At 67.1% G+C, this 25,266-nt stretch carries 25 protein-coding genes and 3 tRNA genes; 23 read left to right on the plus strand and 5 right to left on the minus strand.

Annotated elements, in window-relative coordinates; genetic code table 11:
* The first annotated feature begins 4 nt into the window (after window positions 1-4).
* The 16 genes from BM133_RS00330 (at window position 5) to BM133_RS00405 (ending at window position 15,442) form a co-directional block, all read left to right on the plus strand.
* Window positions 5-490: a CvpA family protein gene (locus tag BM133_RS00330; protein ID WP_093430838.1), complete on the plus strand. Its 486-nt coding sequence runs from the start codon at window positions 5-7 to the stop codon at window positions 488-490.
* A gap of 12 nt (window positions 491-502) precedes the next feature.
* Window positions 503-2,005, plus strand: coding sequence for an amidophosphoribosyltransferase (purF, locus tag BM133_RS00335; RefSeq protein ID WP_093430840.1), 1,503 nt, complete (start codon window positions 503-505; stop codon window positions 2,003-2,005).
* An 8-nt stretch (window positions 2,006-2,013) separates the two neighbouring features.
* On the plus strand, window positions 2,014-3,234 hold the full coding sequence (locus BM133_RS00340; protein WP_093430841.1) for an O-succinylhomoserine sulfhydrylase: 1,221 nt from the start codon (window positions 2,014-2,016) through the stop codon (window positions 3,232-3,234).
* A 9-nt stretch (window positions 3,235-3,243) separates the two neighbouring features.
* Window positions 3,244-4,632, plus strand: a complete 1,389-nt coding sequence (gltX, locus tag BM133_RS00345; RefSeq protein WP_093430843.1) for a glutamate--tRNA ligase — start codon at window positions 3,244-3,246, stop codon at window positions 4,630-4,632.
* Between the two features lie 72 nt (window positions 4,633-4,704).
* Window positions 4,705-4,780, plus strand: a tRNA-Ala gene (locus BM133_RS00350).
* 54 nt (window positions 4,781-4,834) lie between these two features.
* Window positions 4,835-4,910 (plus strand) — tRNA-Glu (locus BM133_RS00355).
* Between the two features lie 69 nt (window positions 4,911-4,979).
* A tRNA-Asp gene (locus BM133_RS00360) sits at window positions 4,980-5,056 on the plus strand.
* 310 nt (window positions 5,057-5,366) lie between these two features.
* Window positions 5,367-6,446 (plus strand): tartrate dehydrogenase, encoded by a 1,080-nt coding sequence (locus tag BM133_RS00365; protein WP_093430844.1) that lies wholly within the window; start codon window positions 5,367-5,369, stop codon window positions 6,444-6,446.
* 32 nt (window positions 6,447-6,478) lie between these two features.
* Window positions 6,479-7,429, plus strand: coding sequence for an ABC transporter permease (locus BM133_RS00370; RefSeq protein ID WP_093430845.1), 951 nt, complete (start codon window positions 6,479-6,481; stop codon window positions 7,427-7,429).
* Entirely contained in the window at window positions 7,426-8,310 is an 885-nt protein-coding gene (locus tag BM133_RS00375) for an ABC transporter permease (RefSeq protein ID WP_093430846.1), read from the plus strand. Before BM133_RS00370 ends, BM133_RS00375 begins: the two co-directional genes overlap by 4 nt.
* Window positions 8,311-8,313: 3 nt before the next feature.
* Window positions 8,314-9,303, plus strand: coding sequence for an ABC transporter ATP-binding protein (locus tag BM133_RS00380; RefSeq protein ID WP_093430847.1), 990 nt, complete (start codon window positions 8,314-8,316; stop codon window positions 9,301-9,303).
* Window positions 9,300-10,112: an ATP-binding cassette domain-containing protein gene (locus BM133_RS00385; RefSeq protein WP_093430848.1), complete on the plus strand. Its 813-nt coding sequence runs from the start codon at window positions 9,300-9,302 to the stop codon at window positions 10,110-10,112. Before BM133_RS00380 ends, BM133_RS00385 begins: the two co-directional genes overlap by 4 nt.
* Before the next feature lie 41 nt (window positions 10,113-10,153).
* Complete coding sequence (locus tag BM133_RS00390) at window positions 10,154-11,647, plus strand: ABC transporter substrate-binding protein (protein ID WP_093430850.1); 1,494 nt, start codon at window positions 10,154-10,156, stop codon at window positions 11,645-11,647.
* A 4-nt stretch (window positions 11,648-11,651) separates the two neighbouring features.
* Window positions 11,652-13,052 carry an amidase gene (locus BM133_RS00395; RefSeq protein WP_093430851.1) on the plus strand — a complete coding sequence of 467 codons (1,401 nt, stop codon included), beginning with the start codon at window positions 11,652-11,654 and terminating at the stop codon, window positions 13,050-13,052.
* Between the two features lie 22 nt (window positions 13,053-13,074).
* On the plus strand, window positions 13,075-14,526 hold the full coding sequence (locus BM133_RS00400) for an aldehyde dehydrogenase family protein (RefSeq protein WP_093430853.1): 1,452 nt from the start codon (window positions 13,075-13,077) through the stop codon (window positions 14,524-14,526).
* 4 nt (window positions 14,527-14,530) lie between these two features.
* Window positions 14,531-15,442: an NAD(P)-dependent oxidoreductase gene (locus BM133_RS00405; protein ID WP_093430854.1), complete on the plus strand. Its 912-nt coding sequence runs from the start codon at window positions 14,531-14,533 to the stop codon at window positions 15,440-15,442.
* 15 nt (window positions 15,443-15,457) lie between these two features.
* Here the strand turns inward: BM133_RS00405 and BM133_RS00410 are convergent, their stop codons facing one another.
* Both BM133_RS00410 and BM133_RS00415 read right to left on the minus strand, forming a co-directional pair.
* Window positions 15,458-16,345, minus strand: a complete 888-nt coding sequence (locus BM133_RS00410) for a LysR family transcriptional regulator (protein ID WP_093430856.1) — start codon at window positions 16,343-16,345, stop codon at window positions 15,458-15,460.
* A gap of 8 nt (window positions 16,346-16,353) precedes the next feature.
* Window positions 16,354-17,148 carry a 2-keto-4-pentenoate hydratase gene (locus BM133_RS00415; protein ID WP_093430857.1) on the minus strand — a complete coding sequence of 265 codons (795 nt, stop codon included), beginning with the start codon at window positions 17,146-17,148 and terminating at the stop codon, window positions 16,354-16,356.
* Window positions 17,149-17,307: 159 nt separating this feature from the next.
* Between BM133_RS00415 and BM133_RS00420 the strand changes: the two genes are divergently transcribed.
* Window positions 17,308-17,685: a hypothetical protein gene (locus tag BM133_RS00420; RefSeq protein ID WP_256219022.1), complete on the plus strand. Its 378-nt coding sequence runs from the start codon at window positions 17,308-17,310 to the stop codon at window positions 17,683-17,685.
* An 85-nt stretch (window positions 17,686-17,770) separates the two neighbouring features.
* Window positions 17,771-19,600 carry a bifunctional metallophosphatase/5'-nucleotidase gene (locus tag BM133_RS00425; RefSeq protein WP_093430861.1) on the plus strand — a complete coding sequence of 610 codons (1,830 nt, stop codon included), beginning with the start codon at window positions 17,771-17,773 and terminating at the stop codon, window positions 19,598-19,600.
* A 16-nt stretch (window positions 19,601-19,616) separates the two neighbouring features.
* Here BM133_RS00425 and BM133_RS00430 read toward each other — a convergent pair whose 3' ends face one another.
* Window positions 19,617-20,303 carry a DUF418 domain-containing protein gene (locus BM133_RS00430; RefSeq protein WP_093430862.1) on the minus strand — a complete coding sequence of 229 codons (687 nt, stop codon included), beginning with the start codon at window positions 20,301-20,303 and terminating at the stop codon, window positions 19,617-19,619.
* Window positions 20,304-20,577: 274 nt separating this feature from the next.
* Here BM133_RS00430 and BM133_RS00435 point away from each other — a divergent pair, with 274 nt between their 5' ends.
* Complete coding sequence (locus BM133_RS00435; protein ID WP_093430864.1) at window positions 20,578-21,162, plus strand: BPSL1445 family SYLF domain-containing lipoprotein; 585 nt, start codon at window positions 20,578-20,580, stop codon at window positions 21,160-21,162.
* A 34-nt stretch (window positions 21,163-21,196) separates the two neighbouring features.
* Here BM133_RS00435 and BM133_RS00440 read toward each other — a convergent pair whose 3' ends face one another.
* Together BM133_RS00440 and BM133_RS00445 are read right to left on the minus strand one after the other, a co-directional pair.
* A complete protein-coding gene (locus tag BM133_RS00440; protein WP_093430865.1) occupies window positions 21,197-22,045 on the minus strand; it encodes a plasmid replication/partition related protein in 849 nt (282 codons plus the stop codon).
* Window positions 22,042-22,848, minus strand: coding sequence for a 4'-phosphopantetheinyl transferase family protein (locus BM133_RS00445; RefSeq protein ID WP_093430867.1), 807 nt, complete (start codon window positions 22,846-22,848; stop codon window positions 22,042-22,044). Before BM133_RS00445 ends, BM133_RS00440 begins: the two co-directional genes overlap by 4 nt.
* Before the next feature lie 324 nt (window positions 22,849-23,172).
* Here BM133_RS00445 and BM133_RS00450 point away from each other — a divergent pair, with 324 nt between their 5' ends.
* The 4 genes from BM133_RS00450 (at window position 23,173) to BM133_RS00465 (ending at window position 25,266) form a co-directional block, all read left to right on the plus strand.
* On the plus strand, window positions 23,173-23,712 hold the full coding sequence (locus BM133_RS00450; protein WP_093434922.1) for a sigma-70 family RNA polymerase sigma factor: 540 nt from the start codon (window positions 23,173-23,175) through the stop codon (window positions 23,710-23,712).
* A gap of 109 nt (window positions 23,713-23,821) precedes the next feature.
* Window positions 23,822-24,070: a DUF4880 domain-containing protein gene (locus tag BM133_RS00455; RefSeq protein ID WP_093430868.1), complete on the plus strand. Its 249-nt coding sequence runs from the start codon at window positions 23,822-23,824 to the stop codon at window positions 24,068-24,070.
* A 201-nt stretch (window positions 24,071-24,271) separates the two neighbouring features.
* Complete coding sequence (locus BM133_RS00460) at window positions 24,272-24,523, plus strand: MbtH family protein (protein ID WP_093430870.1); 252 nt, start codon at window positions 24,272-24,274, stop codon at window positions 24,521-24,523.
* Window positions 24,523-25,266 (plus strand): thioesterase II family protein, encoded by a 744-nt coding sequence (locus BM133_RS00465; RefSeq protein WP_093430871.1) that lies wholly within the window; start codon window positions 24,523-24,525, stop codon window positions 25,264-25,266. Before BM133_RS00460 ends, BM133_RS00465 begins: the two co-directional genes overlap by 1 nt.

Genomic DNA, 25,266 nt, shown 5'->3' on the forward strand with positions numbered 1-25,266 from the left:
TGCCGTGGCCCTGCTCGACTGGATCGCCGTCACGCTCATCGTGGTGTCGATGCTGTTCGGCCTCATGCGGGGGCTGGTGTTCGAAGTGATCTCGCTGGTGGGTTGGGTGGCTGCATTCATCGCGGCCCAGTGGCTGGCCTCCGATGTGGCGGCGTGGCTGCCCTTCGGCGAGCCGCAGGCCACGTGGCGTTATCCACTGGCCTTCGTGCTGGTGTTCGTGGCGGTGGCGTTCGGCGCGGGGCTCGTGGCGGCCTTGACGCGCAAGCTGATCACCGTCGTGGGCCTTCGGCCCGTGGACCGGATTTTGGGAGCTGCCTTCGGTGCGGCGCGGGGCGCAGTGGCCCTGCTCGTGCTGGCAGTCGTTGTTCATTTGCTGGTGTTGAGCGACAGTGCCTGGTGGCGCGACTCGCTCAGTGCCGGTGTTCTCGATGCGGCATTGCAGGGCCTGAAACCCGCGCTGCCTGAAAAGTTGGCAAGCTACCTGCCCTGAGAGGAATCGTTCATGTGTGGAATCGTCGGCGTTGTCAGCAACGCACCCGTCAACCAGTTGCTCTATGACGCGCTGCTGCTCCTGCAGCACCGCGGCCAGGACGCGGCCGGCATCGTGACCTTGCTGGAACGCAAGTTCTTCATGCACAAGGCCAAGGGCATGGTGCGCGACGTGTTCCGCACCCGCAACATGCGCGGCCTGCCGGGCAACGTGGGCCTGGGCCAGGTCCGCTACCCGACCGCCGGCAACGCCTACAGCGAAGAAGAGGCCCAGCCCTTCTACGTGAACGCGCCCTTCGGCATCGTGCTGGTGCACAACGGCAACCTCACCAACGCGCACGCGCTGCGTTCGGAGCTGTTCTCTACCGACCACCGCCACACCAACACCGAGAGCGACTCCGAAGTGCTGCTCAACGTGCTCGCGCACGAGCTGGAGCGCTCCTCGCGCGGCGTGCCGCTGCATCCGGCCGAGGTGTTCGCCGCGGTCAAGAACATGTACAAGCGCCTGCGCGGCTCGTATGCCGTGGTGTCGCTGATCTCGGGCCATGGCCTGCTCGCCTTCCGCGACCCCTACGGCATCCGTCCGCTGTGCATGGGCCGCAGCGCCGACGGCAACGTCATGGTGGCCAGCGAATCGGTCGCGCTCGAAGGCTCGGGCCATGTGTTCGAACGCGACATCGCCCCCGGCGAAGCGGTGTTCATCGACCTGGAAGGCAAGGTCCATTCGATGCAGTGCGCCGAGTCGGCCACGCTGAACCCCTGCATCTTCGAATTCGTGTACCTCGCGCGTCCGGATTCGGTGCTCGACGGCATCTCGGTCTACCAGGCGCGCCTGAACCTGGGCGAGACGCTGGCCAAGCGCGTGGTCTCCACCGTGCCGCCGAACCAGATCGACGTGATCATCCCGATTCCCGAATCCAGCCGCCCGAGCGCCACGCAGCTCGCGCACCTTTTGGGCGTGCCGTACCGCGAAGGCTTCGTGAAGAACCGCTACGTGGGCCGCACCTTCATCATGCCGGGGCAGGGCGTGCGCAAGAAGTCGGTGCGCCAGAAGCTCAATGTGATCGCCAGCGAGTTCAAGGGCCGCAACGTGCTGCTGGTGGACGATTCGATCGTGCGCGGCACCACCAGCCGCGAAATCGTGCAGATGGCGCGCGATGCCGGCGCCCGCAAGGTCTACCTCGCGAGCGCCGCGCCGCCGGTGCGCTACCCCAACGTCTACGGCATCGACATGCCGACCAAGGACGAGCTGGTCGCGCACGACCGCACCGTCGAAGAGATCCGCGAACTGATCGGCTGCGACGCGCTGATCTACCAGGACGTCGATGCCATGAAGCGCGCCATCGGCTCGCTCAACACCAAGCTGGACGGCTTCGACGCCTCGTGCTTCGACGGCGTGTACGTGACGGGCGACATTGACACCGAGGCGATCTCGCGCATGAACGGCAACCGCCCCCGCATCGAGGAGACCGAAGAAGATTCTTCGCGCCTCGCGCTCCCCAATCACAGCGAGTGAGAGTTGAAGTGACCGACGAACGAACCCTGCCGCCCGGACTGCACCGCGACACGCTCGCGCTGCGCACCGGGCTGGCGCCCAGCCAGCACGGCGAGCATTCCGAAGCGCTGTTTTTGACCAGCGGCTTCGTGCAGCCCGACGCCGAGACATCGGCACGCCGCTTTGCCGGCACCGAGCAGGGCTTTACCTACTCGCGCACCTCCAACCCGACGGTGGCCAGCTTCGAGCAGCGCCTGGCCGCGCTCGAAGGCACCGAGGCCGCCATCGGCGCCTCGACCGGCATGGGCGCGATCCTCATGATGTGCATGGGCCTGCTGAAGGCCGGCGACCATGTGATCTGCTCGCGCTCGGTGTTCGGCTCCACGCTGAACCTGTTCGGCAAGGAGTTCGCCAAGTTCGGCGTCGAGACCACCTTCGTCTCGCAGACCGACGTGGCCGAATGGCGCGCGGCGATGAAGCCGAACACCAAGCTGCTGTTCGCCGAGACGCCGACCAATCCGCTGACGGAAGTCTGCGACATCCAGGCACTCGCGGACCTGGCGCATGGCGGCGGTGCGCTGCTCGCGGTCGACAACTGCTTCTGCACGCCTGCGCTGCAGCGGCCGGTCGAACTGGGCGCCGACCTCATCATCCATTCGGGTACCAAGTACCTCGATGGCCAGGGCCGTGTGATGGCCGGTGCGATCTGCGGTCCGTCGAAGCTCATCGTCGACGTGTTCGGCCCCGTCGTGCGCACCGCCGGCATGGCGCTGTCGCCGTTCAACGCATGGGTCGTGCTCAAGGGCATGGAAACGCTCGGCATCCGCATGAAGGCGCAATGCGCGAATGCGCTGGCCGTCGCGCAATGGCTCGAGCAGCAGCCCGGCATCGCGCGCGTCTACTACCCCGGCCTTGTTTCGCACGGGCAGCACGAGCTTGCGATGCGCCAGCAGTCGGGGCAGGGCGGGGCGGTGGTGTCGTTCGACGTGGTCGGCGACACGCCCGAAGCAGCGCGCGCCAATGCCTTCCACGTGATCAACAGCACGCGCGTGGTGAGCATCGCCACCAACCTGGGCGACACCAAGACCATCATCACGCACCCCGGCACGACCTCGCATGGCCGCCTCACCGAAGTGCAGCGCCAGGCGGCGGGCATCAGCCAGGGGTTGATCCGCCTGGCGGTCGGTCTGGAATACATCGACGACATCACGGCCGACCTCTCGCGTGGCCTGGGCACCCTGAATACCTGAATCGATTTCATGACCGGCAAAGTTCGCACCCGCATCGCTCCGTCTCCCACCGGCTTTCTTCACCTGGGCACGGCCCGCACCGCGCTCTATTCGTGGGCCTACGCGCGCCATCACGGCGGCGAGTTCGTGCTGCGCATCGAGGACACCGACGTGGCCCGCTCCACGCAGGACTCGACCGACCAGATCCTCGCCTCGATGCACTGGCTCGGCCTGGACTACGACGAAGGCCCGATCTACCAGATGCAACGGTTGGAGCGCTACCGCGAAGTCATCGCGCAGATGCTCGCGGCCGGCACGGCCTACCACTGCTACTGCACGCCGGCCGAGCTGGACGAGATGCGCGAAGCGCAACGCGCGCGCAACGAGAAGACGCTGTACGACCGCCGCTGGCGCCCCGAGCCGGGCAAGGTGCTGCCGCCCGTGCCCGAAGGCGTGCCGCCGGTGGTGCGTTTCTGCAATCCGCCCGAAGGCGACGTGACGTGGAACGACCTGGTCAAGGGCGAGATCACCATCAACAACCGCGAGATCGACGACCTCATCATCCTGCGGCCCGACGGTGTGCCCACCTACAACTTCGCGGTGGTGGTCGACGACTGGGACATGAACATCACGCACGTGTTCCGTGGCGACGAGCACATCAACAACACGCCGTGGCAGATCAACATCTTCCGCGCGCTCGGCGCAGCGTTGCCCCAGTTCGGCCATGTGCCGGTGATCCTGGGCGACGACGGGCAGAAGCTCTCCAAGCGCCGCGGTGCGGTGAGCGTCACTGCCTATGAAGAGAACGGCTACCTGCCCGAAGCGATGCTGAACTACCTCGCGCGCCTGGGCTGGAGCCACGGCGACGACGAACTCTTCACGCGCGAGCAGATGGTGAGCTGGTTCGACGGCTCGCACCTCTCCAAGAGCCCCGCGCAATGGGACGCGGCAAAGCTCGCATGGGTCAACGCGCAGTACATCAAGGCGAAGGCCGATGCGGAACTCGCCCCGCTCGTGGCCGCGCAGCTGAAGAAGCGCGGCATCGAGGCCGACGACCGGCTCGTTGCCATCTGCGCGCTCTTCAAGGACCGCTGCGAAACCACGGTCGCACTGGCCGACTGGGCCGCTGCGTTCTACACGGACGTGACGCCCAGCGAAGCCGATCGCGCGCAGCACGTCACCGATGCAGTGAAGCCCGTCATCGCGACGCTCGCCGAGAAGCTCGAGCGCGTGACGTGGGAAAAAGTTTCGATCGCCGCCGCCATCAAGGAAGTTCTGGCCGCGCATTCTGTGAAAATGCCCGTGTTGGCCATGCCGGTTCGCGTCCTCGTGATGGGAACACCGCAGACACCATCCCTCGATTCGGTGCTCGCCATCTTTTCTCGCGAAAAAGTTGTGGAGCGTTTGAAAAGGGCCTGATTTTTCGGTCTATAATTTGAGGCTCGACACCGACACAGGGTGATTCTGAAAAGAAAAGCCTGAAAGTCAAATGGGGGTATAGCTCAGCTGGGAGAGCGCTTGCATGGCATGCAAGAGGTCATCGGTTCGATCCCGTTTACCTCCACCATCAAAGTGTCGAGAAGAAGATAAGTGCTGATCGCAGCACGGTTCCTAAGGTTTTGACCCTATCGTCTAGAGGCCTAGGACACCACCCTTTCACGGTGGCTACCGGGGTTCGAATCCCCGTAGGGTCGCCAGTTTCATGCAAGTGAAGCAGGCACAAGTCGTCAGCACTTGGCTCCGCAAGGAGTGAACGTTGTCTACCAGGAGTGGTAGTTCAGTTGGTTAGAATACCGGCCTGTCACGCCGGGGGTCGCGGGTTCGAGTCCCGTCCACTCCGCCAGTCAGAAGCCCCTGCAATTCAATGAGTTGCAGGGGCTTTTCACTTTCCGGGTCTGCCGCACATATCGAGCGCAACGACCCCGGACTCCACCCCATTAAAAGCAGTTCGAGCCCCGTTGTCCGGACTCGAAGCCTTCGCCAAATTCGTAGGCAATGGCGCATTCTTGCCCGTCATGGAATGCCGATCAGCTCTTGAGCCGTGTCGTCGAGCCTTCTGATAATGGCAAGACAAAGTACGTGCGAACCCCCATCCGGTGGCACGCCACCTGCTTCTAGACTTGTTCGTGAAACAGTCTTCAAGCAGGTATCCGATGCAACGAAAACACAGAATCGCCGTCATCCCGGGTGACGGCATCGGGGTCGAGGTGATGCCCGAAGGCCTTCGCGTGCTCGACGCGGTGAGCCGCAAGTTCGGCATCGACTTCAGCTTCGATCATTTCGACTGGGGCTCCGACCACTACGTGCGCCACGGGCTCATGATGCCCACCGACTGGGACGACCAGATCAAGGGCCACGACACCATCTACTTCGGCGCCGTCGGCGCGCCCGACAAGGTGCCTGACCACATCGCCGTGTGGGGCCTGCTCATCAAGATCCGCCGCGAGTTCGACCAGTACGTGAACCTGCGCCCCGTGCGCCTGATGCCCGGCGTGCCCGGACCGCTCGCGCACCGCCAGCCCGGCGACATCGACTTTCTCGTGGTCCGCGAAAACACCGAAGGCGAATACACCTCGGTCGGCGGGCGCCTCTTCGAAGGCACGCCGCGCGAAATGGCGATCCAGGAGGCCGTGTTCACGCGCCACGGCGTCGACCGCATCCTCAAGTACGCCTACGAACTCGCGAGCAAGCGCCCGCGCAAGAACCTCGTGGCAGCGACCAAGTCGAACGGCATCTCGATCACCATGCCGTACTGGGACGAGCGCCTGGCCGAGATGGCCAAGCGCCACCCGGACATCGCCACGAGCAAGTACCACATCGACATCCTGTGCGCGCACTTCGTGCAGCACCCCGACTGGTTCGACGTGGTCGTGGCCTCCAACCTCTTCGGCGACATCCTCTCCGACCTGGGCCCCGCATGCACAGGCACCATCGGCATCGCACCTTCTGCCAACCTGAACCCCGAGCGCGCGTTCCCGTCGCTGTTCGAGCCGGTGCACGGTTCGGCGCCCGACATCGCGGGCAAGGGCATCGCCAACCCGATCGGCCAGATCTGGTCGGCCGCGCTGATGCTCGACCACCTGGGCAACGGCGACCCCGTGTATGCAGAGGCTTCTGCGGCCGTGCTCACGGCCATCGAGACCGTGCTGAGCGAAGGCCCGCGCACGCGCGACATGGGCGGCACGGCGAACACGGTCGACGTGGGCCGCGCCGTCGCCAGCTGCATTGCATGACCCGCCTCAACGCGAGGCATAGGGACAGATAGATGGGCCTCTTCCTGCTCAAGCGCCTGGCAACGCTGGTCGGCACGCTGATCGGCGCGTCGGTCATCGTGTTCCTCGTCCTGGAGATCCTGCCCGGCAACGCCGCGCAGATGCTCATGGGACCCGACGCCTCGTCCGACGCGGTGGCCGCACTCGCCACGAAGCTGGGCCTGGACCAGCCCGCGTGGACGCGCTACTGGCACTGGATCGGCGGCATCCTCACCGGCAACCTGGGCGACAGCTACGCCTATGGCTCGCCGGTGCTCGACCTGATCCTGGAGCGCCTCGCGCTCACCGTGCCGCTGGCGGTGCTCGCGATGACGCTCACCACCGTGCTGGCGCTCGTCGTCGGCGTGACTGCGGCCGCGCGCCACAACAAGATGGGCGATGTCGGCTTGATGGGCATGACGCAGGTGGGCATCGCGATCCCGAATTTCTGGTTCGCGATCCTCTTGATCCTGGTGTTCTCGGTGAAGCTGCAGTGGTTCTCCGCGGGCGGCTTCGACGGATGGGGCGAGGGCGTGCTGGGCGGCGTGAAATCGCTGCTGCTGCCGGCGCTGTCTCTCGCGGTGGTGCAGGCCGCGATCCTGGCGCGCATCACACGTTCGGCCGTACTCGAAGTGATGCGCGAAGACTTCGTGCGCACCGCGCGCGCCAAGGGCGTGTCGCAGCGCGCCGTGCTGTGGCTGCACGTGCTGCGCAACGCCATGATCCCCGTCATCACGGTGATGGGCATGCAGTTCTCCGAACTCCTCGCAGGCACCATCGTGATCGAGAACGTGTTCTACCTGCCGGGCCTCGGCCGGCTGATCTTCCAGGCCATCAGCAACCGCGACCTGGTCGTGGTGCGCAACTGCGTGATGCTGCTCGCGGCGCTTGTCGTCATCGTGAATTTCGTGGTCGACGTGCTGTACGCAGTGATCGACCCGCGCATCAAGGCGAGCGACATATGAACGCCGTCGTTGCTCCCGCTGTTCCCGGCGCAGCCGCGCTCACCGTGCCGGGCTTCTGGCGCCGCGCGCTGCACCACCGCAGCTTCGTCATCGGCGCCGTGCTCGCGCTGCTGCTGCTCCTGGCCGCGCTCGTGTCGTTCGTGTGGACCCCGTGGTCGCCCTACGAGATGGACATGGCCAACAAGATGCAGGCGCCCTCGGCCGCGCACTGGCTGGGCACCGACGCCTTCGGGCGCGACGTGGCCTCGCTGCTGCTGGTGGGCGCGCGCGCTTCCATCCTCGTGGGCGTGATCGCCGTGGGCATCGGCCTCGTGGTCGGCACGGCGTTGGGCCTGCTGGCGGCTGCGCGGCGTGGCTGGGTCGAAGAGGCGATCATGCGTTTCGCCGATTTCTCGCTCGCGTTCCCCGCCATCCTCTCGGCGATCATGATGACGGCCGTGTTCGGCGCGGGCATCGTCAACGCCATCGTCGCGATCGGCATCTACAACATCCCTACCTTCGCGCGCATCACGCGCGCCTCGGCCAACGCGATCTGGTCGCGCGAGTACATCGCGGCGGCACGCGCCTGCGGCAAGGGCTCGTTCTCGATCACGATGCAGCACGTGCTGCCGAACATCTCGGCGGTGCTGATCGTGCAGATCACCATCCGCTTCGCCATCGCGATCCTGGCCGAAGCGGCGCTGTCGTACCTGGGCCTCGGCACGCAGCCGCCGCAGCCGTCGTGGGGCCGCATGCTCAGCGAGGCGCAGACGCTCATGTTCCAGCAGCCGCTGTTGGCCGTGTTCCCCGGCATGGCCATCGCGCTGGCGGTGCTGGGCCTGAACCTGCTCGGCGACGGTCTGCGCGACCTGCTCGACCCGCGCCTTGCACGAGCCCGCTGAACCATGCCCCTTCTCGAAGTCAACGACCTGCACATCGGCCTGCAGACCCAGCGCGGCCCGGCCGAAGCGGTGCGCGGCATTTCCTTCTCGCTGGAGCGCGGCGAAACGCTGGGCATCGTGGGCGAATCGGGCTGCGGCAAGTCGATCACCGTGATGTCGCTCATGGGCCTCCTGCCCTCGACCGCGAAGGTCGGCGGCAGCATCCGCCTCGATGGGCAGGAACTCGTCGGACTGCCCGAAAAGGCGATGTGCCAGATCCGCGGCAACCGCATCGGCATGATCTTCCAGGAGCCGATGACGGCGCTCAACCCGGTGCACACCATCGTGCGCCAGGTCGGCGAGCCGCTGCGGCTGCACCGCGGGCTCTCCAAGGCCCAGGCGCGGCAGGAGGCGCTGGGCTTGCTGGAACGCGTGGGCATTCCCGATGCGGCTTCGCGGCTCGATGCGTATCCGCACCAGTTCTCGGGCGGGCAGCGCCAGCGCATCGGCATCGCGATGGCGCTGGCCTGCGGCCCCGACCTCTTGATTGCCGACGAGCCCACCACCGCGCTGGACGTGACCATCCAGAAGCAGGTGCTGGACCTGATCCAGAGCCTGGTCGCAGAGATGGGCATGGCGCTGATCCTGATCTCGCACGACCTGGGCGTGATCGCCAACAGCGTGCAGCGAATGCTCGTGATGTACGGCGGCAGCATGGTCGAGAGCGGCCCGACGAAGGCCGTGTTCGCCGAGCGTGCACATCCCTACACGCGCGGCCTGTTCGCGGCGCGGCCGGTGCTCGGAGCACCACGCACGGGGCGGCTGGCCACCATCCGCGGCAGCGTGCCTGAGCTGGTGGACCTGCCGCGCGGCTGCGCGTTCGCAGGGCGTTGCAGCTTCACGGCCGACATGTGCTACACGACGAAGCCGCCGCTGGCGATGAAGCCGAGCGGCCATGCGGTGCGCTGCCTTCGCCTGGAAGAAATCGCGGCGCAAAGCGCCGTACCCGCATGAGCAAGTCCACCACAACCCAGCCGCTGCTGGAGGTGACCGACCTCGTGCGGCACTACGACCTGCCGCGCGAAAAACTCTTCGGCCCGCCGCCCACCGTCAAGGCACTCAACGGCGTGAGCTTCAAGGTCGAAGCCGGCCGCAGCCTGGGCATCGTCGGTGAATCGGGTTCGGGCAAGTCGACCATTGCGCGTCTGGTGATGGCGCTCGACACGCCGACCTCGGGCAGCGTGAAGTTGCTCGGGCGCGACCTGCACACGCTGCCCAAGAGCGAGCTGCGCACCGCACGACGCGACTTCCAGATGGTCTTTCAAGACCCTTATGGCTCGCTCGATCCGCGCCAGACCGTCGCCCGCATCGTCGCCGAGCCGCTCGAAGCATTGGCCGAGGTCTCGCGCAAAGAGCAACGCGAACGCGCCGCCGAATCGCTGGCTGCTGTCGGCCTTCGCACCACCGACATGGACAAGTATCCGCACGAGTTCTCGGGCGGGCAGAGACAACGCATCGCGATCGCGCGCGCTTTGATCACGCGCCCCAAGCTCATCGTCGCCGACGAGCCCGTCAGCGCGCTCGACGTGTCGGTACAGGCCCAGGTGCTCAACCTCATGCAGGACCTGCAGCAGCAGTTCGGCATCAGCTATCTCCTGATCAGCCACGACCTCGCGGTGGTCAACCACCTGTGCGACGACGTGGCCGTGGTCTTCAAGGGCCAGATCGTGGAGCAGGGCGCGCCGGGCCACCTGTTCCGCCACGCGCAGCACCCCTACACGCGGACGCTGCTGTCCGCCGTCATGCAGACGCCCGTGGCTTGAACCGCGCGGGGTCACTCACCTCACTTCCAGGAGATAAACGAATGTTGAAGCGACGCACCCTCATGGGCACCGCCATGGCCGCGGCGATCCCGGGCGCCTTCCTCCCGCTGGCACAGGCGCAGACGGGCAAGAACATGCTGAGCATCGGCATGCCGCTGGAGCCGCCGGGCCTGGACCCGACCACGGGCGCCGCGTCGGCCATTGCGGAGATCGCGCAATACAACATCTTCGAGACGCTCACCAAGGTCAACGCCGACGGCTCGGTCACGCCGATGCTCGCCGAGAGCTGGTCGTCGTCGCCCGACATGAAGACCTTCGTCTTCAAGCTGCGCCGCGGCGTGCGCTTCGAGAACGGGCAGCCCTTCAACGCGGCCACGGTCAAGTTCTCGTTCGACCGCGCGGGCGGCGCCAAGAGCACGAACAAGGACAAGCGCTTCTTCAGCGAGATCGGCACCGTGGTGCTCGACGAGTACACGGTGGGCGTCAACAGCACGCTGTCCAACCCCGACCTGCCGTTCATGCTCGGACAGTCGACCGCCTGCATCGTCGAGCCCAAGAGCGCCGAGACGAATGCGACCGCGCCCGTGGGCACCGGCCCCTACAAGCTGGGCGCCTGGCAGCGCGGCGCCTCGTGCACGCTGGTGAAGTCGCCGACGTACCGTGACCCGAACCTTGCGAAGGTCGAGAAGTTCGTCTTCCGCTTCATGTCCGACACCGCCGCGCAGACCGCCGCGTTGATGGCGAACGACATCGACATCTTCCCGCGCGCGGGCACCCGCTCGGTCGCGCAGTTCAAGGGCAACCCGCGCTTCCAGGTGCTGGAGGTGGGCACGCGCGGCAAGGTGATCCTCACCATCAACAACCGCAAGAAGCCGCTGGACGACGTGCGCGTGCGCCGCGCGATCCTGGCGGCGCTGGACCGCAACACGATCGTCCAGGGCGCGGCGGATGGCTTCGGCAAGCCCATCGGCAGCCACTACGCGATGGGTTCGCCGGGCTTCATCGACACGACCGCGATGAACCCCTACGACGTCGAGAAGGCCAAGCGCCTGCTGGCCGAGGCCGGCGTGAAGACGCCGCTCGAACTGCGACTGACGCTGCCGCCGCCTTCGTACGCACGGCAGGGCGGCGAGATGATCGCTGCGCAGCTGGCGCAGATCGGCATCCACGTGAAGATCCAGAACGTCGAGTGGGCGCAGTGGCTGAGCGGCACCTTCGGCGGCGCGCACGACTTCGACCTCACGATGGTCGCGCACGTGGAGCCCTTCGACCTGGTGAAGTACACCGAGCCCGACTACTACTGGGGCTACGACTCGAAGAAATTCCGCGACACGTTCGTCGCGATCCAGAACGAAGAGAACAAGAAGCGCCGCGCCGACCTGCTGGCCGAGGCGCAGCGGCAACTCGCGACCGATGCGGTCAACGGCTTTCTCTACCAGGCGGTGTTTCCCACCATCGCGCGCAAGGAGGTCAAGGGCCTGTGGGCCAGCATGCCGATCGTGGTGAACGACCTGGCCGCCATTTCCTGGAGCTGATGCCATGACGAAGCCCCTGTATTCCCTGAGCGCCGCCGAACTCGGCGCGGCCTATCGCGGCAAGGAACTCTCGCCGGTCGAGGTGGTGCGCGCGGTCAACGAGCGCATCGCGGCGCTGGAGCCCAAGCTGCACGCGACCTGGCTCTTCCGCCCCGAACTCGCACTGGAGCAGGCGCGCGCTTCGGAAGCGCGCTGGCTGGCCGGCACGCCGCGCGGCGCGCTCGACGGCGTGCCCGTGACCATCAAGGACAACCTTGCGACCGCGGGCGACCCGATGCCGCTGGGCACCGCGGCTTACGACCTCGTGCCGATGGCGGACGATTCGCCACCGGCCGCCCGCCTGAAGCAGGACGGCACCGTGCTCGTGGCCAAGACCACGATGCCCGACGTCGGCATGCTGTCGTCCGGTCTCTCGACCTTCCATGAACTCTCGCGCAACCCGTGGGACCTCTCGCGCACGCCCGGCGGCTCCAGTGCGGGCGCCGGTGCGGCCGCCGCCGCGGGCTACGGCCCGCTGCATGCGGGCACCGACATCGGCGGTTCGCTGCGCCTGCCCGCGAGCTGGTGCGGCATCTTCACGCTCAAGCCTAGCTTCGGCCGCATTCCGCTGAGCACGCCCTACATGGGCCGTTGCGCCGGACCGATGACGCGCACCGTGGAAGACGCCGCGCTGATGATGCAGTCCGTCGCCCAGCCCGACAGCCGCGACTACTCGGAGCTGCCGCCGCCCGTCATCGACTGGCTGGCCTTCGACGTCGATGCCTCCTTCCTCGCGGGCAAGCGCGTGGGCCTCTTGATGGACGCAGGCTGCGGCCTGCCGCTCGATCCGCAGATCCGCGAGGCGGTGCTGCGCGCGGCGAAGAAGATCGAGGCAGCCGGCGCCCACGTCGAGGACATGAAGCCCTTCATGACGCCGAAGATGCTGCAGGGCATGGACCACTTCTGGCGCATGCGCTCGCTGACCGACCTGCGCGCCATGGCGCCCAAGCGCCGCGCGAAGATGCTGCCTTACATCGACGCCTGGGCCGAAAGCGCGGCCGGCTTCTCGGGCGCGCACATCTTCGATGCCTACAGCCAGTTCATCGCCACGCGCGCGGCCACCATCGCGGCGACCGTGGGCTTCGACTTCGTGATCTCGCCGGTGTCGCCCAACATGCCCGCGCCCGCGGAACACGCCTCGCCGACGAACGACCCGCTGCGGTCGCTGGAGCACATCGGCTTCACTGTCCCCTACAACATGTCGGAACAGCCGGCGTCGTCGGTCAACTGCGGCTACTCGGACGAGGGCCTGCCCATCGGCCTGCAGGTTGCGGGAAGGCGCTTCGACGACCTGGGCGTTCTGCAGTTCAGCCGCGCCTTCGAGCTCATCCGCGACGCGCAGAAGCCCTGGCCCGAACTCCAGTGAACCCCATCCAAAGAGAGACGAGATGACCGCAGCAACCCACTACATCGACGGCGGCCGTGTGGCTTCGCAGGGCGCCGAAACCATCGCCGTGATCGACCCGAGCGACGGGCAGCGCTTCGGCGAAATCGCACGCGGCACCGCAGCGGATGTGGACGCTGCCGTCCGCGCAGCACGCCGCGCCATGGGCGAGAACTTCGACGGCCCCTGGGGCGCGATGACCGCGCTCGAACGCGGCCGCCTGCTGGCCAGGCTGGGCGCCGCGGTGATGCACCACCACGAGGAACTCGCGCAGCTCGAAGCCCGCGACACCGGCAAGGCGCTGCGCGTGGCACGCAACGACGCCACCGCGCTCGCGCGCTACTTCGAGTACTACGCCGGCGCCTGCGACAAGCTGCACGGCGACACGCTGCCCTACGAGCGCGGTTACACGGTGCTCACGGTGCGCATGCCGCACGGCGTGACCGGGCACATCATTCCCTGGAACTACCCGATGCAGATCGCGGGCCGCAGCGTGGGCGCATCGCTCGCGGCCGGCAACGCCTGCGTGGTCAAGCCGGCAGAGGACGCGAGCCTGTCGCTGCTGCGCCTGGCGGAAATCGCGACCGAGGTGGGCTTTCCTGCCGGCGCGCTCAACGTGGTGACCGGGTATGGCCGGGAGGCGGGCGCGGCGCTGTGCGCGCATCCGGGCATCGACCACATCTCGTTCACGGGTTCGACCGTCACGGGCCGCAGCGTCGGCCTGGCTGCTGCCGAGCGGCATTGCCCCGTCACGCTGGAGCTGGGCGGCAAGTCGCCGCAGCTGGTGTTCGCCGACGCCGACCTCGATGCGGCCGTGCCCGTGCTTCTCAACGCGATCATCCAGAACGCCGGCCAGACCTGCTCGGCCGGCAGCCGCGTGTTGGTCGAACAATCGGTATACGAAGAGGTCGTGAAGCGGCTGGCCGAACGCTTTGCAGCCGTGCGCTCGGGCCCGCCCGCCGACGACCTCGACATGGGCCCGCTGATCAACGAAAAGCAGTTCCGCCAGGTGCGCGACATGGTCGCGACCGCCGAGGCGAACGGCCTGAAGGTGGCGGCGCGCGGCACGGTGTCGCCGAACGCATCGGCCAGCGGCTACTACCAGGAGGCCGTGCTGTTCCGCGACGTGCCCGCCGACAGCGAACTCGCGCAGCGCGAGGTCTTCGGCCCCGTGCTGGCCGTGATGCCCTTCGCCGACGAGGCCGAGGCCATTCGCCTGGCCAACGGCACCGACTTCGGCCTTGTGGCCGGTGTGTGGACGCGCGACGGCGGCCGGCAACTGCGCGTGGCGAACAAGCTGCACTGCGGGCAGGTCTTCATCAACAACTACGGCGCGGCGGGCGGCGTGGAACTGCCGTTCGGTGGCGTCAAGTCGAGTGGCTTCGGTCGCGAGAAGGGTTTCGAAGCCCTGCTAGGCTTCACGACCCTCAAGACCATCGCCATCAAACACGGGTGAACCCATGAATACGAACGCACAAGAAGCACAACAAGAGTCCCGCCGCGTCGGCCTGGTCGGTGTCGGCCTGATGGGCAGCGGCATCGCGCAGAACATCGTCAAGCACGGCCACCGGCTGACCATCCTCGATCACCCCGGCAACCAGCCCGTCGGCGCGCTGCTCGCGGCCGGCGCCACGGCGGTGTCGGACGTGACGGCACTGGCCGCCGATGTCGACGTGCTGATCCTCTGCGTCACCGGCACGCCGCAGGTCGAGGCCGTGATGCTCGGCAAGGATGGAAAGGGGGGCGCGCTCGCCAGCCTGCGCCCCGGCACCGTGGTGATCGACTGCTCCACCGCCGTGCCCGACTCCACCACCAAGGTCGCCGAGGCCGTGCAGGCCAGGGGCGGCAAGTTCCTCGATGCGCCGATGACGCGCACCGCCAAGGAAGCCGCAGAAGGCCGGCTCAACCTGCTGGTGGGCGGCGATGCAGAGGTGCTGGCCTCGTGCCTGCCGCTCCTGCGCTGCTTTGCCGAGAACATCACGCACGTGGGCGGCATCGGCGCGGGCCATGCGATGAAGCTGCTGCACAACTTCGTGTCGCTCGGCACCGTCGCGCTGCTGTGCGAAGCGGCTGCCTGCGCAGAGCGCGCCGGCGTGGCGCCCGATGTGTTCGTGGAGGTGCTGGCCAAGGGCGGCGGCAACGGCGTGGCGCTGGAACGCGTCAAGCCCAAGCTCCTGACCGGCAGCACCGATTCGCTGAAGTTCTCGATGGCCAATGCCAAGAAGGACCTGGGCTACTACAACGACATGGCGCAGCAATCGTCGGCCAGCCACGGCATCGCGCAAGCCGTCGAGAAGCTGCTGACGCACGGCATCGACACCTTCGGTCCCGATCGCATGGTGCTGGACCTCGTCGAAGCGCTGAAGAAGTAAAGCGCCTTGCTCGCGCTACGGCACGTAGCGCGAGAGCAAATGATCGACCAGGCGGCGCTGCGGAAAAGTCAGCGTCTCCTGCCGCGTGCAGAGGTACATGCGGCGTGACGCCCACGCGTCCGACAGGTTCAAAAAGCGCAGGCCCATTTCCTTGCGGTAGGTGGCCGCCGCGCCCTCGGGCAGGATGCCCACGCCCATGCCGGCCTCGATCATCCGGCACACCGCCTCGAAGCTCTTGACCTTCACGCGCAGGCGCAGCACCTTGCGTGCGGCGACCGCCGCGTCCTCGATGGTGCGGGCAATGGCCGAGTCGTTCTCCAGGCCCACGAAATCGAAATCGAGCAACTCCGCGAACGACACCTCGCGGTTGCGGTACGGGTGCTTGCGGTGGACGATGGCCACCAGCCTGTCCATGCGATAGGGGATGAAGTTGAGCGTGGTGTCCGCCGTGTCGCCGGTGATCACGCCGACATCGGCATGCCGGTCGCGGATCGCCTGCACGATCCACACGCTGCGGTGCTCTTCCACGTCGACGCGAATCTCCGGATAGCTCCGGCGAAAGCTCGCCACGTCGTCGGGCAGGAACTGGCCCATCGCCGATGCATTGGCCTGCAGCCGCACGCGGCCGGTCGCGCCCTGTGCGTAGTCCGAGAGATCGGCGCGCATGCGGTCGACGTCGCGCAGGATGAGCCGCGCGTGGATGGCCAGCGACTCGCCCGCGCCGGTCACCGTCACGCCCTTGGAGGTGCGCTGGAAAAGCGGCACGCCGAACTCCGTCTCGAGCATGCGGATGCGCCGGCTCGCGGCCGACAGCACGAGGTGGTGCTCCTCGGCCGCCTTCGACAGGCTGCCGGATTCCAGGGCGCTCAGGAAGAGTGCGAGGGAGTCGAGGTCGGGCCGCATCGATCCGTTCAGCGCAGGGTGATCTCGAGCGAATCGAACGGCGCCTCGAATTCGGCGCGCCAGGTTTCGCCGGGCACGATGGGCCAGGCGTCGGTCCAGGTGCCGGTGGTGATCACCTCGCCGGGCTGCAGCGCGGGTGCGCCGGGGCAGGCTTGCAGTTCCTGCACGAAGTGGCGGAGCGCGTGCAGCGGACCGTCGAGCACGTTGACGCCGGTGCCTTCGTCGATGGGCGCATCGCCCTTCAACAACCGGAGGCGCGTCGCGGCCAGCTTGTCGTCGAGCTCGGCGCCGGTGCCCGCGAACTGGCGAACGGGTGTTTCGCGGCCGACCAGCAGGCGCGCATGCAAGGCGCCGTCGGCCACGGTTTCCGCGGCGGTGAATTTCCAGGCGCTGTGCGACTGCACGATCTCGAAACCAGGCGCCAGCCATTCGATGCAGCCGAAGAGCTGTTCCAGCGTGGCATCGCGCGGCGGTGTTGCGGCAATGCCGAAGACGATTTCCGGCTCGATCCGGGGCTGAAGGGTGCCGGTGAGGTCCACCGTTCCCCGGCCATCGCAGCGCGTGAGCGTCGTGTTCCATACCGGTCCCCAGATCGGCCCGAACACGCCGTAGCGCTGCCAGATCGTGCGGTTGGTGAAGCCGATCTTGTAGCCCACCGGCCGCTCGCCGCGCGCGAGCCTGAGGGCCCGCAGCGCGAGTGCGTCCTGGTAGGCGGCGGCAACGTCGGCGGGGCCGCGGGCGGGACGGTCGGCAGGCCACGGCGCGGCCGTGTCGTAGTGGGCGAGCAGGGCTTCGGGGGTCATCGAATCAGTCTACATGCCACGGGGGCGCGGTCACAACCATGTCACGCTGCGCGTGGCACCCTCGCGGCCTTGGAAACACAACGCCGCATTCACCTGCGACCCGCTCTCGGCGCATGGGCGGTTGCCTGCCTGATGGTGCTGGCGGTTGCATGGCACTTCATGGCGAAAACTCCGCAGGTGACAGGCGCTGCGCTGGAGATCCGCTGGCACGGCAACGGCATCGTCCTGCAGGGCGCGGTGAGGGATGTGGCCACGCAACGCGCACTGGCCGAGGGTGCGGCTGCACGGCTCGGCGGCGAGACCGACCAGGTGGTGGACTGGCTCGACATCGTGCCTTCCGCGTTGCCGGTGGCGGACGCCGCGGCGCTGGCCGAACTCATCCGCCTCGGGCAGGAAGGCTGGCACCTGCAGCGGCGGCCGAAGGACGGATGGCTGGCGGTACAGTCGCTCTCCGACGATCGAAGTACCCGGGCCCGCGCACTGCTGCGCAGCGCGTTCGGCCCCGAGGTTTCGATGGAGTTGGTGGCGTTGCCCTGAGCCCCCGCGCGGACGAGGGCTGGTCACGCCGCCGTCATGTCCCGTGGCCAGCATGCGCTGCATTCCAATACGGAGGAGAAGATCCATGCATTCATCGTTGAAGCATCTCGCGCTCGCGGGTGTCGTCCTGGCCACGTTGTCCGCCTGCGGCGGCAGCGACAACTCGGGCAATTTCTTTCCCTTTCTTCCGCCGGCGCCCCCGCCCGCACCGGCGCCTCCTCCCGCGCCGGCCACGCCCGGCAGCATCGAGGTGAAGCTCATCGCCTTCAACGACCTGCATGGCAACCTGGAGCCGCCCAATCTCTCGATCACCGCGCCTGCCGCCGGCGGCGGCACGGTGCCGGTGCCCGCGGGCGGCGCGGCCTACCTGGCGTCGGCCATCGCGTCGCTCAAGGCGAAGAACGGGAACAACGCGGTGGTGTCGGCCGGCGACATGATCGGCGCCTCGCCGCTGGTGTCGGCGCTGTTCCTGGACGAATCGACCATCGAAGCGGTGAACGCGATGAAGATCGACTTCAACGCCGTGGGCAACCACGAGTTCGACAAGGGCCAGACCGAGCTGCTGCGCATGAAGAACGGCGGCTGTGCCAAGAACACGGCGCTCGAGCCCTGCCGCGTGAACAAGGCCTTTCCGGGCGCGAACTTCGGCTTCCTCGCGGCCAACACGGTGAAGACCGATGGCAACACGCTGTTCCCCGCCACCGGCATGAAGAGCTTCACCAAGGACGGCGCCACGGTGAAGGTGGCCTTCATCGGCATGACGCTCAAGGGCACGCCCAACATCGTGACGCCCGCCGGCGTTGCGGGCCTGAGCTTCAAGGACGAGGCGGACACGGCCAACGCGCTGATCCCGCAACTGAAGGCGCAGGGCGCGGACGCCATCGTCGTGGTGATCCACGAAGGCGGCACCACCACGGTCGGCTACAACGACAAGAGCTGCGCGGGCCTGAGTGGCGACATCCTGCCGATCCTGAACAAGCTGGACACGGCGGTCGACGTGGTGATCTCGGGCCACACGCACCGCTCGTACGTCTGCGACTACGGCAAGACCAACCCGGCCAAGCCCTTCCTGCTGACGAGCGCGGGCCAGTACGGCACGCTGCTCACCGACATCGACCTCACCATCGACACCCGCACGCGCAAGGTGACGGCCAAGGCGGCCGACAACGTCATCGTGCAGGGCGAGGCCTTCACCAGCGGCCCCACCACCGTCGCGCTGACCGACCAGTACCCCGTGTTCGGCAAGAACCAGGAAGTGGTCGCGCTCATCAGCCAGTACCTTGCGATCGCCGGGCCGCTGGTGCAGCGCGTCGTGGGCTCGCTCACCGCCACGGCCACGCGCACGCTGACGCCATCCAAGGAAAGCGTGCTGGGCGACCTGATCGCCGATGCGCAGCTGGCCGCCACCAGCCCGGCGGGCAAGGGCGCCGCGCAGATCGCCTTCATGAACCCGGGTGGCGTGCGCGCCGACTTGGCGCCCGCACAGGGCGGCAGCGTGACCTACGGCCAGATCTTCGCGGTGCAGCCCTTCGGCAACAGCCTGGTGGTGAAGACGATGACGGGCGCGCAGATCAAGGCCGTGCTGGAGCAGCAGTTCAACAGCGGCTCGAACACGCCGGCCGCCCCGAAGGTGCTGCTGCCTTCGCGCGGCTTGACCTACAGCTACAGCGCCTCGGCGCCCGGCGGCGCGCGCGTGAGCAACATGGCACTGAACGGAACCGCCATCGATCCGGCGGCGAACTACCGGGTGACGATGAATAGCTTCCTGGCCACCGGTGGCGACAACTTCACCGTGTTCAACCAGGGCACCGACGTGCTCGGCGGCGACCAGGACGTGGACGCGCTGGAGGCCTACATCAAGGCGAACAGCCCGCTCGCGCCACCGGTGACCGATCGCATCACGCTCCTGCCTTGAGCGAGCGCGGCCTCGATCAGACGGGCCAGCGGACCAGCACGTCGGCGTGTCGGTGATCCAGGCGCGCGGTGCGGCGGCGCATCGGCTGCGGCTTGCGCGAGACCAGGCTGTGGCACAGCCATTCGGCGGGGCCGGCGTTGTAGCGGGCCAGCCACCAGCAACTGGAGGCGGCCTGCAGCGCGAAGATCGCGACGCCGCACAGCAGCAGGCTCATCGGATCGAAGGTGAGATTGGTGCCGTGCAGGAGGCACAGGCTGAACAGCGCTTGCGCCACGCCGTTCGTGAGCGCCATCCGGCCGGTGGGTGCCAGTTTCTGCAGCCAGCGGCGCCATGCGGCGCGCTGGAACAGGAGGACGAAGGACGCTGCGAGGAACGCACCCAGCGCGAGCAACGCGACATCGCGCAGTACCGGGGCGGCGGATGCGCCCGCGGCGGCGATCAGGCCGAGCGCAAGGCTCGCGCGCAGCAGGTGTTGCCAGAAGCGGCGATGCGCAACCGACTCGCGCAGCACAGCGGCGCGACCGAGCCACAGGCTCGCGACCATCAGCACCAGCAAGCCGGACACCGCATGACCGGGGAGGAGGCCGAAGAGGTTGATCATCAGCACGCCGAACAAGCCGAAGCCACGCAATGCATCCGGCAGGGAAAGGCGCGCGATGCCCGTTGGCGATGCAGGCAACGGCCGGACAGTCTCGGAGGTCATCGAAGTACGTGTGGTTTGTGGTGGGTTCGGCTGCCATGCTATGAATCAGCATTGCCTCAACATTGCGTTTCCTTCACCGGCACCGTGGCGGAAAAACGGATTCCAGAGCCCCGGTTTCGCCCGGCACCGACACCCGCGAAGGCACGCGGCCTGACTTCGCGTAGGCGGGATTCCCACGTCGGATTTATCGTGTTTCGGCCGCTTTAGCATGGCCCGATCTGCCGCCACAGGCAGAGGCTTTTCCGCCGATCCATGTCTTTGCAAAGGAATCATCATGAGCACCATGAACCTCCGCACTCTCGCGTTTTCTTCCGTCGTTGCGGCCTGCAGCCTGGCTTTCGTCGGATGCACCACGACGCGCCCGCAGGACCAGGCCAGCAGCGCGTCGTCGCGCACGTCCATCGACGCGCAGGTCGACGCCTCGCTGTCCAAGCTGTATGACTCCGTGAGGGGCTCGCGCGAACTGGTCGCCAAGTCCAGCGGCGTGCTGGTGTTCCCGGCCGTGGTCGGGGCCAGCCTGGGCGTCGGTGCCGAATACGGGCGCGGCGCGTTGCGCGTGAACGGCCGCACGCAGTCGTACTACAGCACCACCGCGGGCTCGGTGGGCTTCCAGGCTGGCGCGCAGTCGAAGGCCGTGATCTACCTGTTCACCACGCAGGCCGCGCTCGACAAGTTCCGCGGCAGCAGGGGCTGGACGGCCGGCGCCGACGCCACGGTGGCTGTCGCCACCATCGGTGCCAACGGCAGCGTCGACACCAACACGATCCGGCAACCCGTGGTGGGCTTCGTGCTGACCAACGTGGGGCTGGAAGCCGGGGTCTCGCTGTCGGGCGCGAAGATCACCGAGATCCAGCTGTAAGGCAAACACCGGCGCGGGGTCTGCGCCTCGCCCGTCAGCCGGCCAACTGCTCTGCCAGTTGCGCCTGCAGATCGGCGACCTGCCTGCGCAGGGCGTCGTTCTCGCGCGTGAGTTCGGCCACGCGCTGCTCCAGCATGTCGACTGCGTCGGCTGCGCCGGGGTTGGCGGGCTGATCGTCCGATGCGGACTCCGCCGACTCTGCACGCGGCTTGCGCTTGGCCTCGCGCACGCGCTTGGCGGCCTGCTTGAGTTCGTCCTTGCCCGCGTTCGCTGCCGAGATCTGCTCTTCGGCAGGCAGGCTGGCGACAGCCGCGGCGGTGTTGATCGAGATCACACCCGACTTCACCGCGGCCACCAGTTCGGGCGCGGCCTGCTTCTGGATCTTCTCGATCATCACGACCTGGCTGCTGCTCAGGCGCGCGGCCTTGGCAATGGATTCGCGGCTGTTCAGCGGCGCAGGCGGGGGCAGGGCGTTGTCTGCCGCAGATTCGCCGGCGGGAGCATCGACATCGAATGGTGGGTCTTCGGACGACGACGTTTCCGACAGCGCGCGGGAGCGTTGGTCGTCGACGATGACTTTCTTTCGGAGCGCCAGCACGCCGCGCTGGTAGTCCGAGATGCTGCGGCGGCCAAGGTGCTGGTCGATCATCCAGAGGTGCACGTCCTCCATCGTCTTGAAGTGCGTGTTCTGCACCGTCTGGAACGGCAGGCCGTGCTTCTGGCAGATGCCGTAGCGGTGGTGACCGTCCACCAGCACCTCGCCCCACAGCACGAGCGCGTCGCGGCAGCCTTCGGTGAGGATGCTTCGCTCCAGCGCCGCGTATTCCTCCGGAGACATGGGATCGATATAGGCTTTGAGTTCTTCGTTGACGACGATGTTCATGAGGGAGGGATCGGGGAAAGGGGCGGAATTTTAGATGCGCGCGTCGTGCGGACTTCCAGCGGGCGCTCCCATTGCAGGGGCGACGTTTCTCGGCACACGATGCGCGCGTCGGTGGAACTGCAAAGGGCCACCATGTGATCGGCCGTGGGCTGCAGTTGCTGGAAGTGCCATGCGGTGTTGCCGCGCGGATCGGCGAGCGAGAAGCCGATGTCGCCCGGGACATCGAGCGCAAAGGCGAAGCTGTCGAGCGGGATCTGCAAGCCCATGCCGCGCGCCTTGATATAGCTCTCCTTCAAGGTCCATAGCTCGAAGAAGCGATGCGGCTGCAAGGCGGCCGGCAAGGCATTGAGCGAACTGGCTTCGGCGGGGGCGAAGTAGTGATCGACGGCCTCGAGCACGGCGGAGCGGCGGGTGTTCTCGACATCGACGCCCAGTTCGATGTTTCGCGCAATCGCCAGCACGATGAGGCCGGCGGTGTGGCTCAGGTTGAAGTCCAGGCCGCGCGTCTCTTCGGTCTCGGGGCCATCGATGTGGGGGCGGCCGAAGGGCCCGTTGGCGAAGCGCCAGTCGTTCGGCTCGATGGGCGCATAGCGCGACAGGACCGAACGCACCAGCACCCGCGTCAGCAGGTAGCGATGCCGGTCGCGCGCGAAGTGGAAACGATCTTTCTGCTGCAGCTCCTGCGGCGTCAACAGCGCGTGGTGGGCGGCGTCGAGCGCGGGATCGCCGGTCTCGCCATGGGGGCAGAACCAGAGATGGATATCGCCCGCAGGCAAAGGAAGAAGGGGGGCGGCGCGGTGCATGGGAGTGGCAGCGCTTGGCCGCAATCTTCAATCTTGTTTTCCAAATGTTTGCACGAAGCGCAAGTCAGCTATTATCTCGGTCCCCCTGTGCCGGGTTCCGCGTTCTCTCGCGGATCGCTCGGCCATCCGATCCGCTGCGGCGGATTTTCTCGGGGCTCCTCATGTCGTTTGTTTGAGTGTCGATCCGGAAGGGTCATGGAAATGCCTCAAAATCCGCCTATAAATAGCAATGATTCTTATTTCGATTTGTGCATCGAAAGTAGTAAATCGGACCTGCAGCCCATTTCGGCTCGCCCACTGGAACTGGAGGAAGAGGTGTTGAACATGCAGTCGCCGCATTCGTCCGAGCCGTCGCTCGCTGAGGTTTTCATCGCCCATCGTGCGCAACTCTGGCGTGTCGCCCGGAAGATCGTCAACACGGCGGATCTGGCCGACGACGTCGTGCAGGACGCCTACCTGAAGATCGCCGACGGCCCCTGCGTCCGCCAGGCCGAGCGTCCCATCGGCTATTGCTGCCAGGTGGTGCGCAACATGGCGCTGGACTATTGCCGCCGTCACCGCGTCGAAGCCAGCTACCGCACCTTCGACGTGGACGTGGAGCTGCTCGACATGCCGACAACCGCCTCGACCCCCGACCGCATGCTGTGCGAGCGCCAGGTGATCACCGCGATCGACAGGGTCCTGTCCGGCCTCTCGCCCCGAACGCGATTGGTGTTCGAGCTCTACCGTCTCGAAGGCCTCACGCAGCGGGAGATCGCGGCACGCCTGGGCTGTGCGCTGGGCCTGGTGAACGGGCTGATCGCTGAAGCCGCCAACGCGATCAAGTCGTGCGGCCACCTGCTGCTGGAGAGCGACGCGCGCTAGCTGCGGCTTCTACGCAGCGGGGCCGCGCCCGTTTCCCGCGAGAATGCGCGCTGGACCGGCCGGGTCGTTCAAGACCCGGCTCCGACGGACAACGCGAGCAGCTTCACGAATGACACAGGAAACGGGCGATCCCATCTGGAACACCGCATGGGATTGGGTGCAGCGCGAGCACGACCGCGAAAGCTTCGACGAGGCCGCGCGCGCCGCAATGACAGCCTGGCTTCTCGCGGAGCCCGCGCACCGCCTGGCCTACGACAAGGCCGCCCGGCTCTGGCTCCTCGCGGGGTTCGTTCCTCCGGTCAACGATTTCGGCGACGACTTGCCGGACGACGACGCCGAGCCTCGCGCCGGCAAGTAACCCCTTCGCATCCATCGCGAACGCGCCTCCGGCGCGCGTTCCGGCACCGGCACGTCCACGGCGCTCGCCGTCCTGCCGCGAAAAATGAACAGATCGGCTTCTGAAGCGTCCTCTTGGCAGGGGTGCTGGGATTCCGTCCGGTCCGCGACCGGCCGCGGTGCGCTCCTTTCTCTCTCTGTTCAATCACACAAGGATGCACCGATGTCGACGAGCTGTTTTGACCGTGAAGACGAGGCCTTCATCGTTCTGGTCAATCACGAAGACCAGTACTCCATCTGGCCCCACTGGAAGGCCGTTCCCGGCGGATGGACCGCCGTCGAGGGCGTGCGGGGCGACAAGAAGACCGTGCTCGCCTACGTAGAGAGCCACTGGACCGACATGCGGCCCAGATCGCTGCGCGATTGGATGCAGCAACAGGCAGGCGCACCGGCCACGGAACCCGCGGCCGGTTGATGAGCGCCCAGGCGCCTCTCGCGCTGTTGTGCCTGCCATGCGCCGGCGCGAGCGCCTCCATGTATTGGCGGTGGCGGCGTTTCCTGCCGTCGTGGGTGTGCATCGTGCCGGTGGAGCTGCCGGGGCGCGGCGCGCGCATGGACGAGCCTTTCATCGAAGACTTCGATGCACTGGTCGCGCGGATCTGCGCCGAGCAGGCCGAAGCGATGCGCGGCGACTTCGCGCTCTTCGGCCACAGCATGGGCGCGTTGCTCGCCCATGGCGTGGCCCGCCGGCTCCAGTCGTTGCGGCGGCCCTTGCCACGCGCGCTGCTGGCGTCCGGCTGCGAGGCGCCTTCCCGGCGCGACCCCGGGCGTTTCGACGGCGGTGAAGACGACGCGGCGCTCACCGCCGAGTTGCAGAAGCAAGGCGGCACGCCCGAAGAAGTGTTCGCAAGCGAAGAACTCATGCGCATCACGCTCGACACCCTGCGCGCCGACCGCCGCGTCTGCCGCAGCCACGTCCACACGCCCGGCCGGCCACCGCTGCCGCTGCCCGTCCACGCCTTCGCAGGACGCCAGGACGACATCGAGGCGCCGGCGATGGCCGCCTGGTCCGAAGAGACCTGCGGCGCTTTCACGCTCGACTGGTTCGAGGGCAACCACTTCTTTCTCCGGCAACACGAGCCCGCCTTCCTCGCGGCCCTCGCACGGCGTCTGCCGACGCATCTTCATCAAGCGCAACTGCTAGCGCATCAAGGGTAG

It is taken from the genome of Variovorax sp. 770b2 (assembly GCF_900115685.1).
Classification (GTDB): domain Bacteria; phylum Pseudomonadota; class Gammaproteobacteria; order Burkholderiales; family Burkholderiaceae_C; genus Variovorax.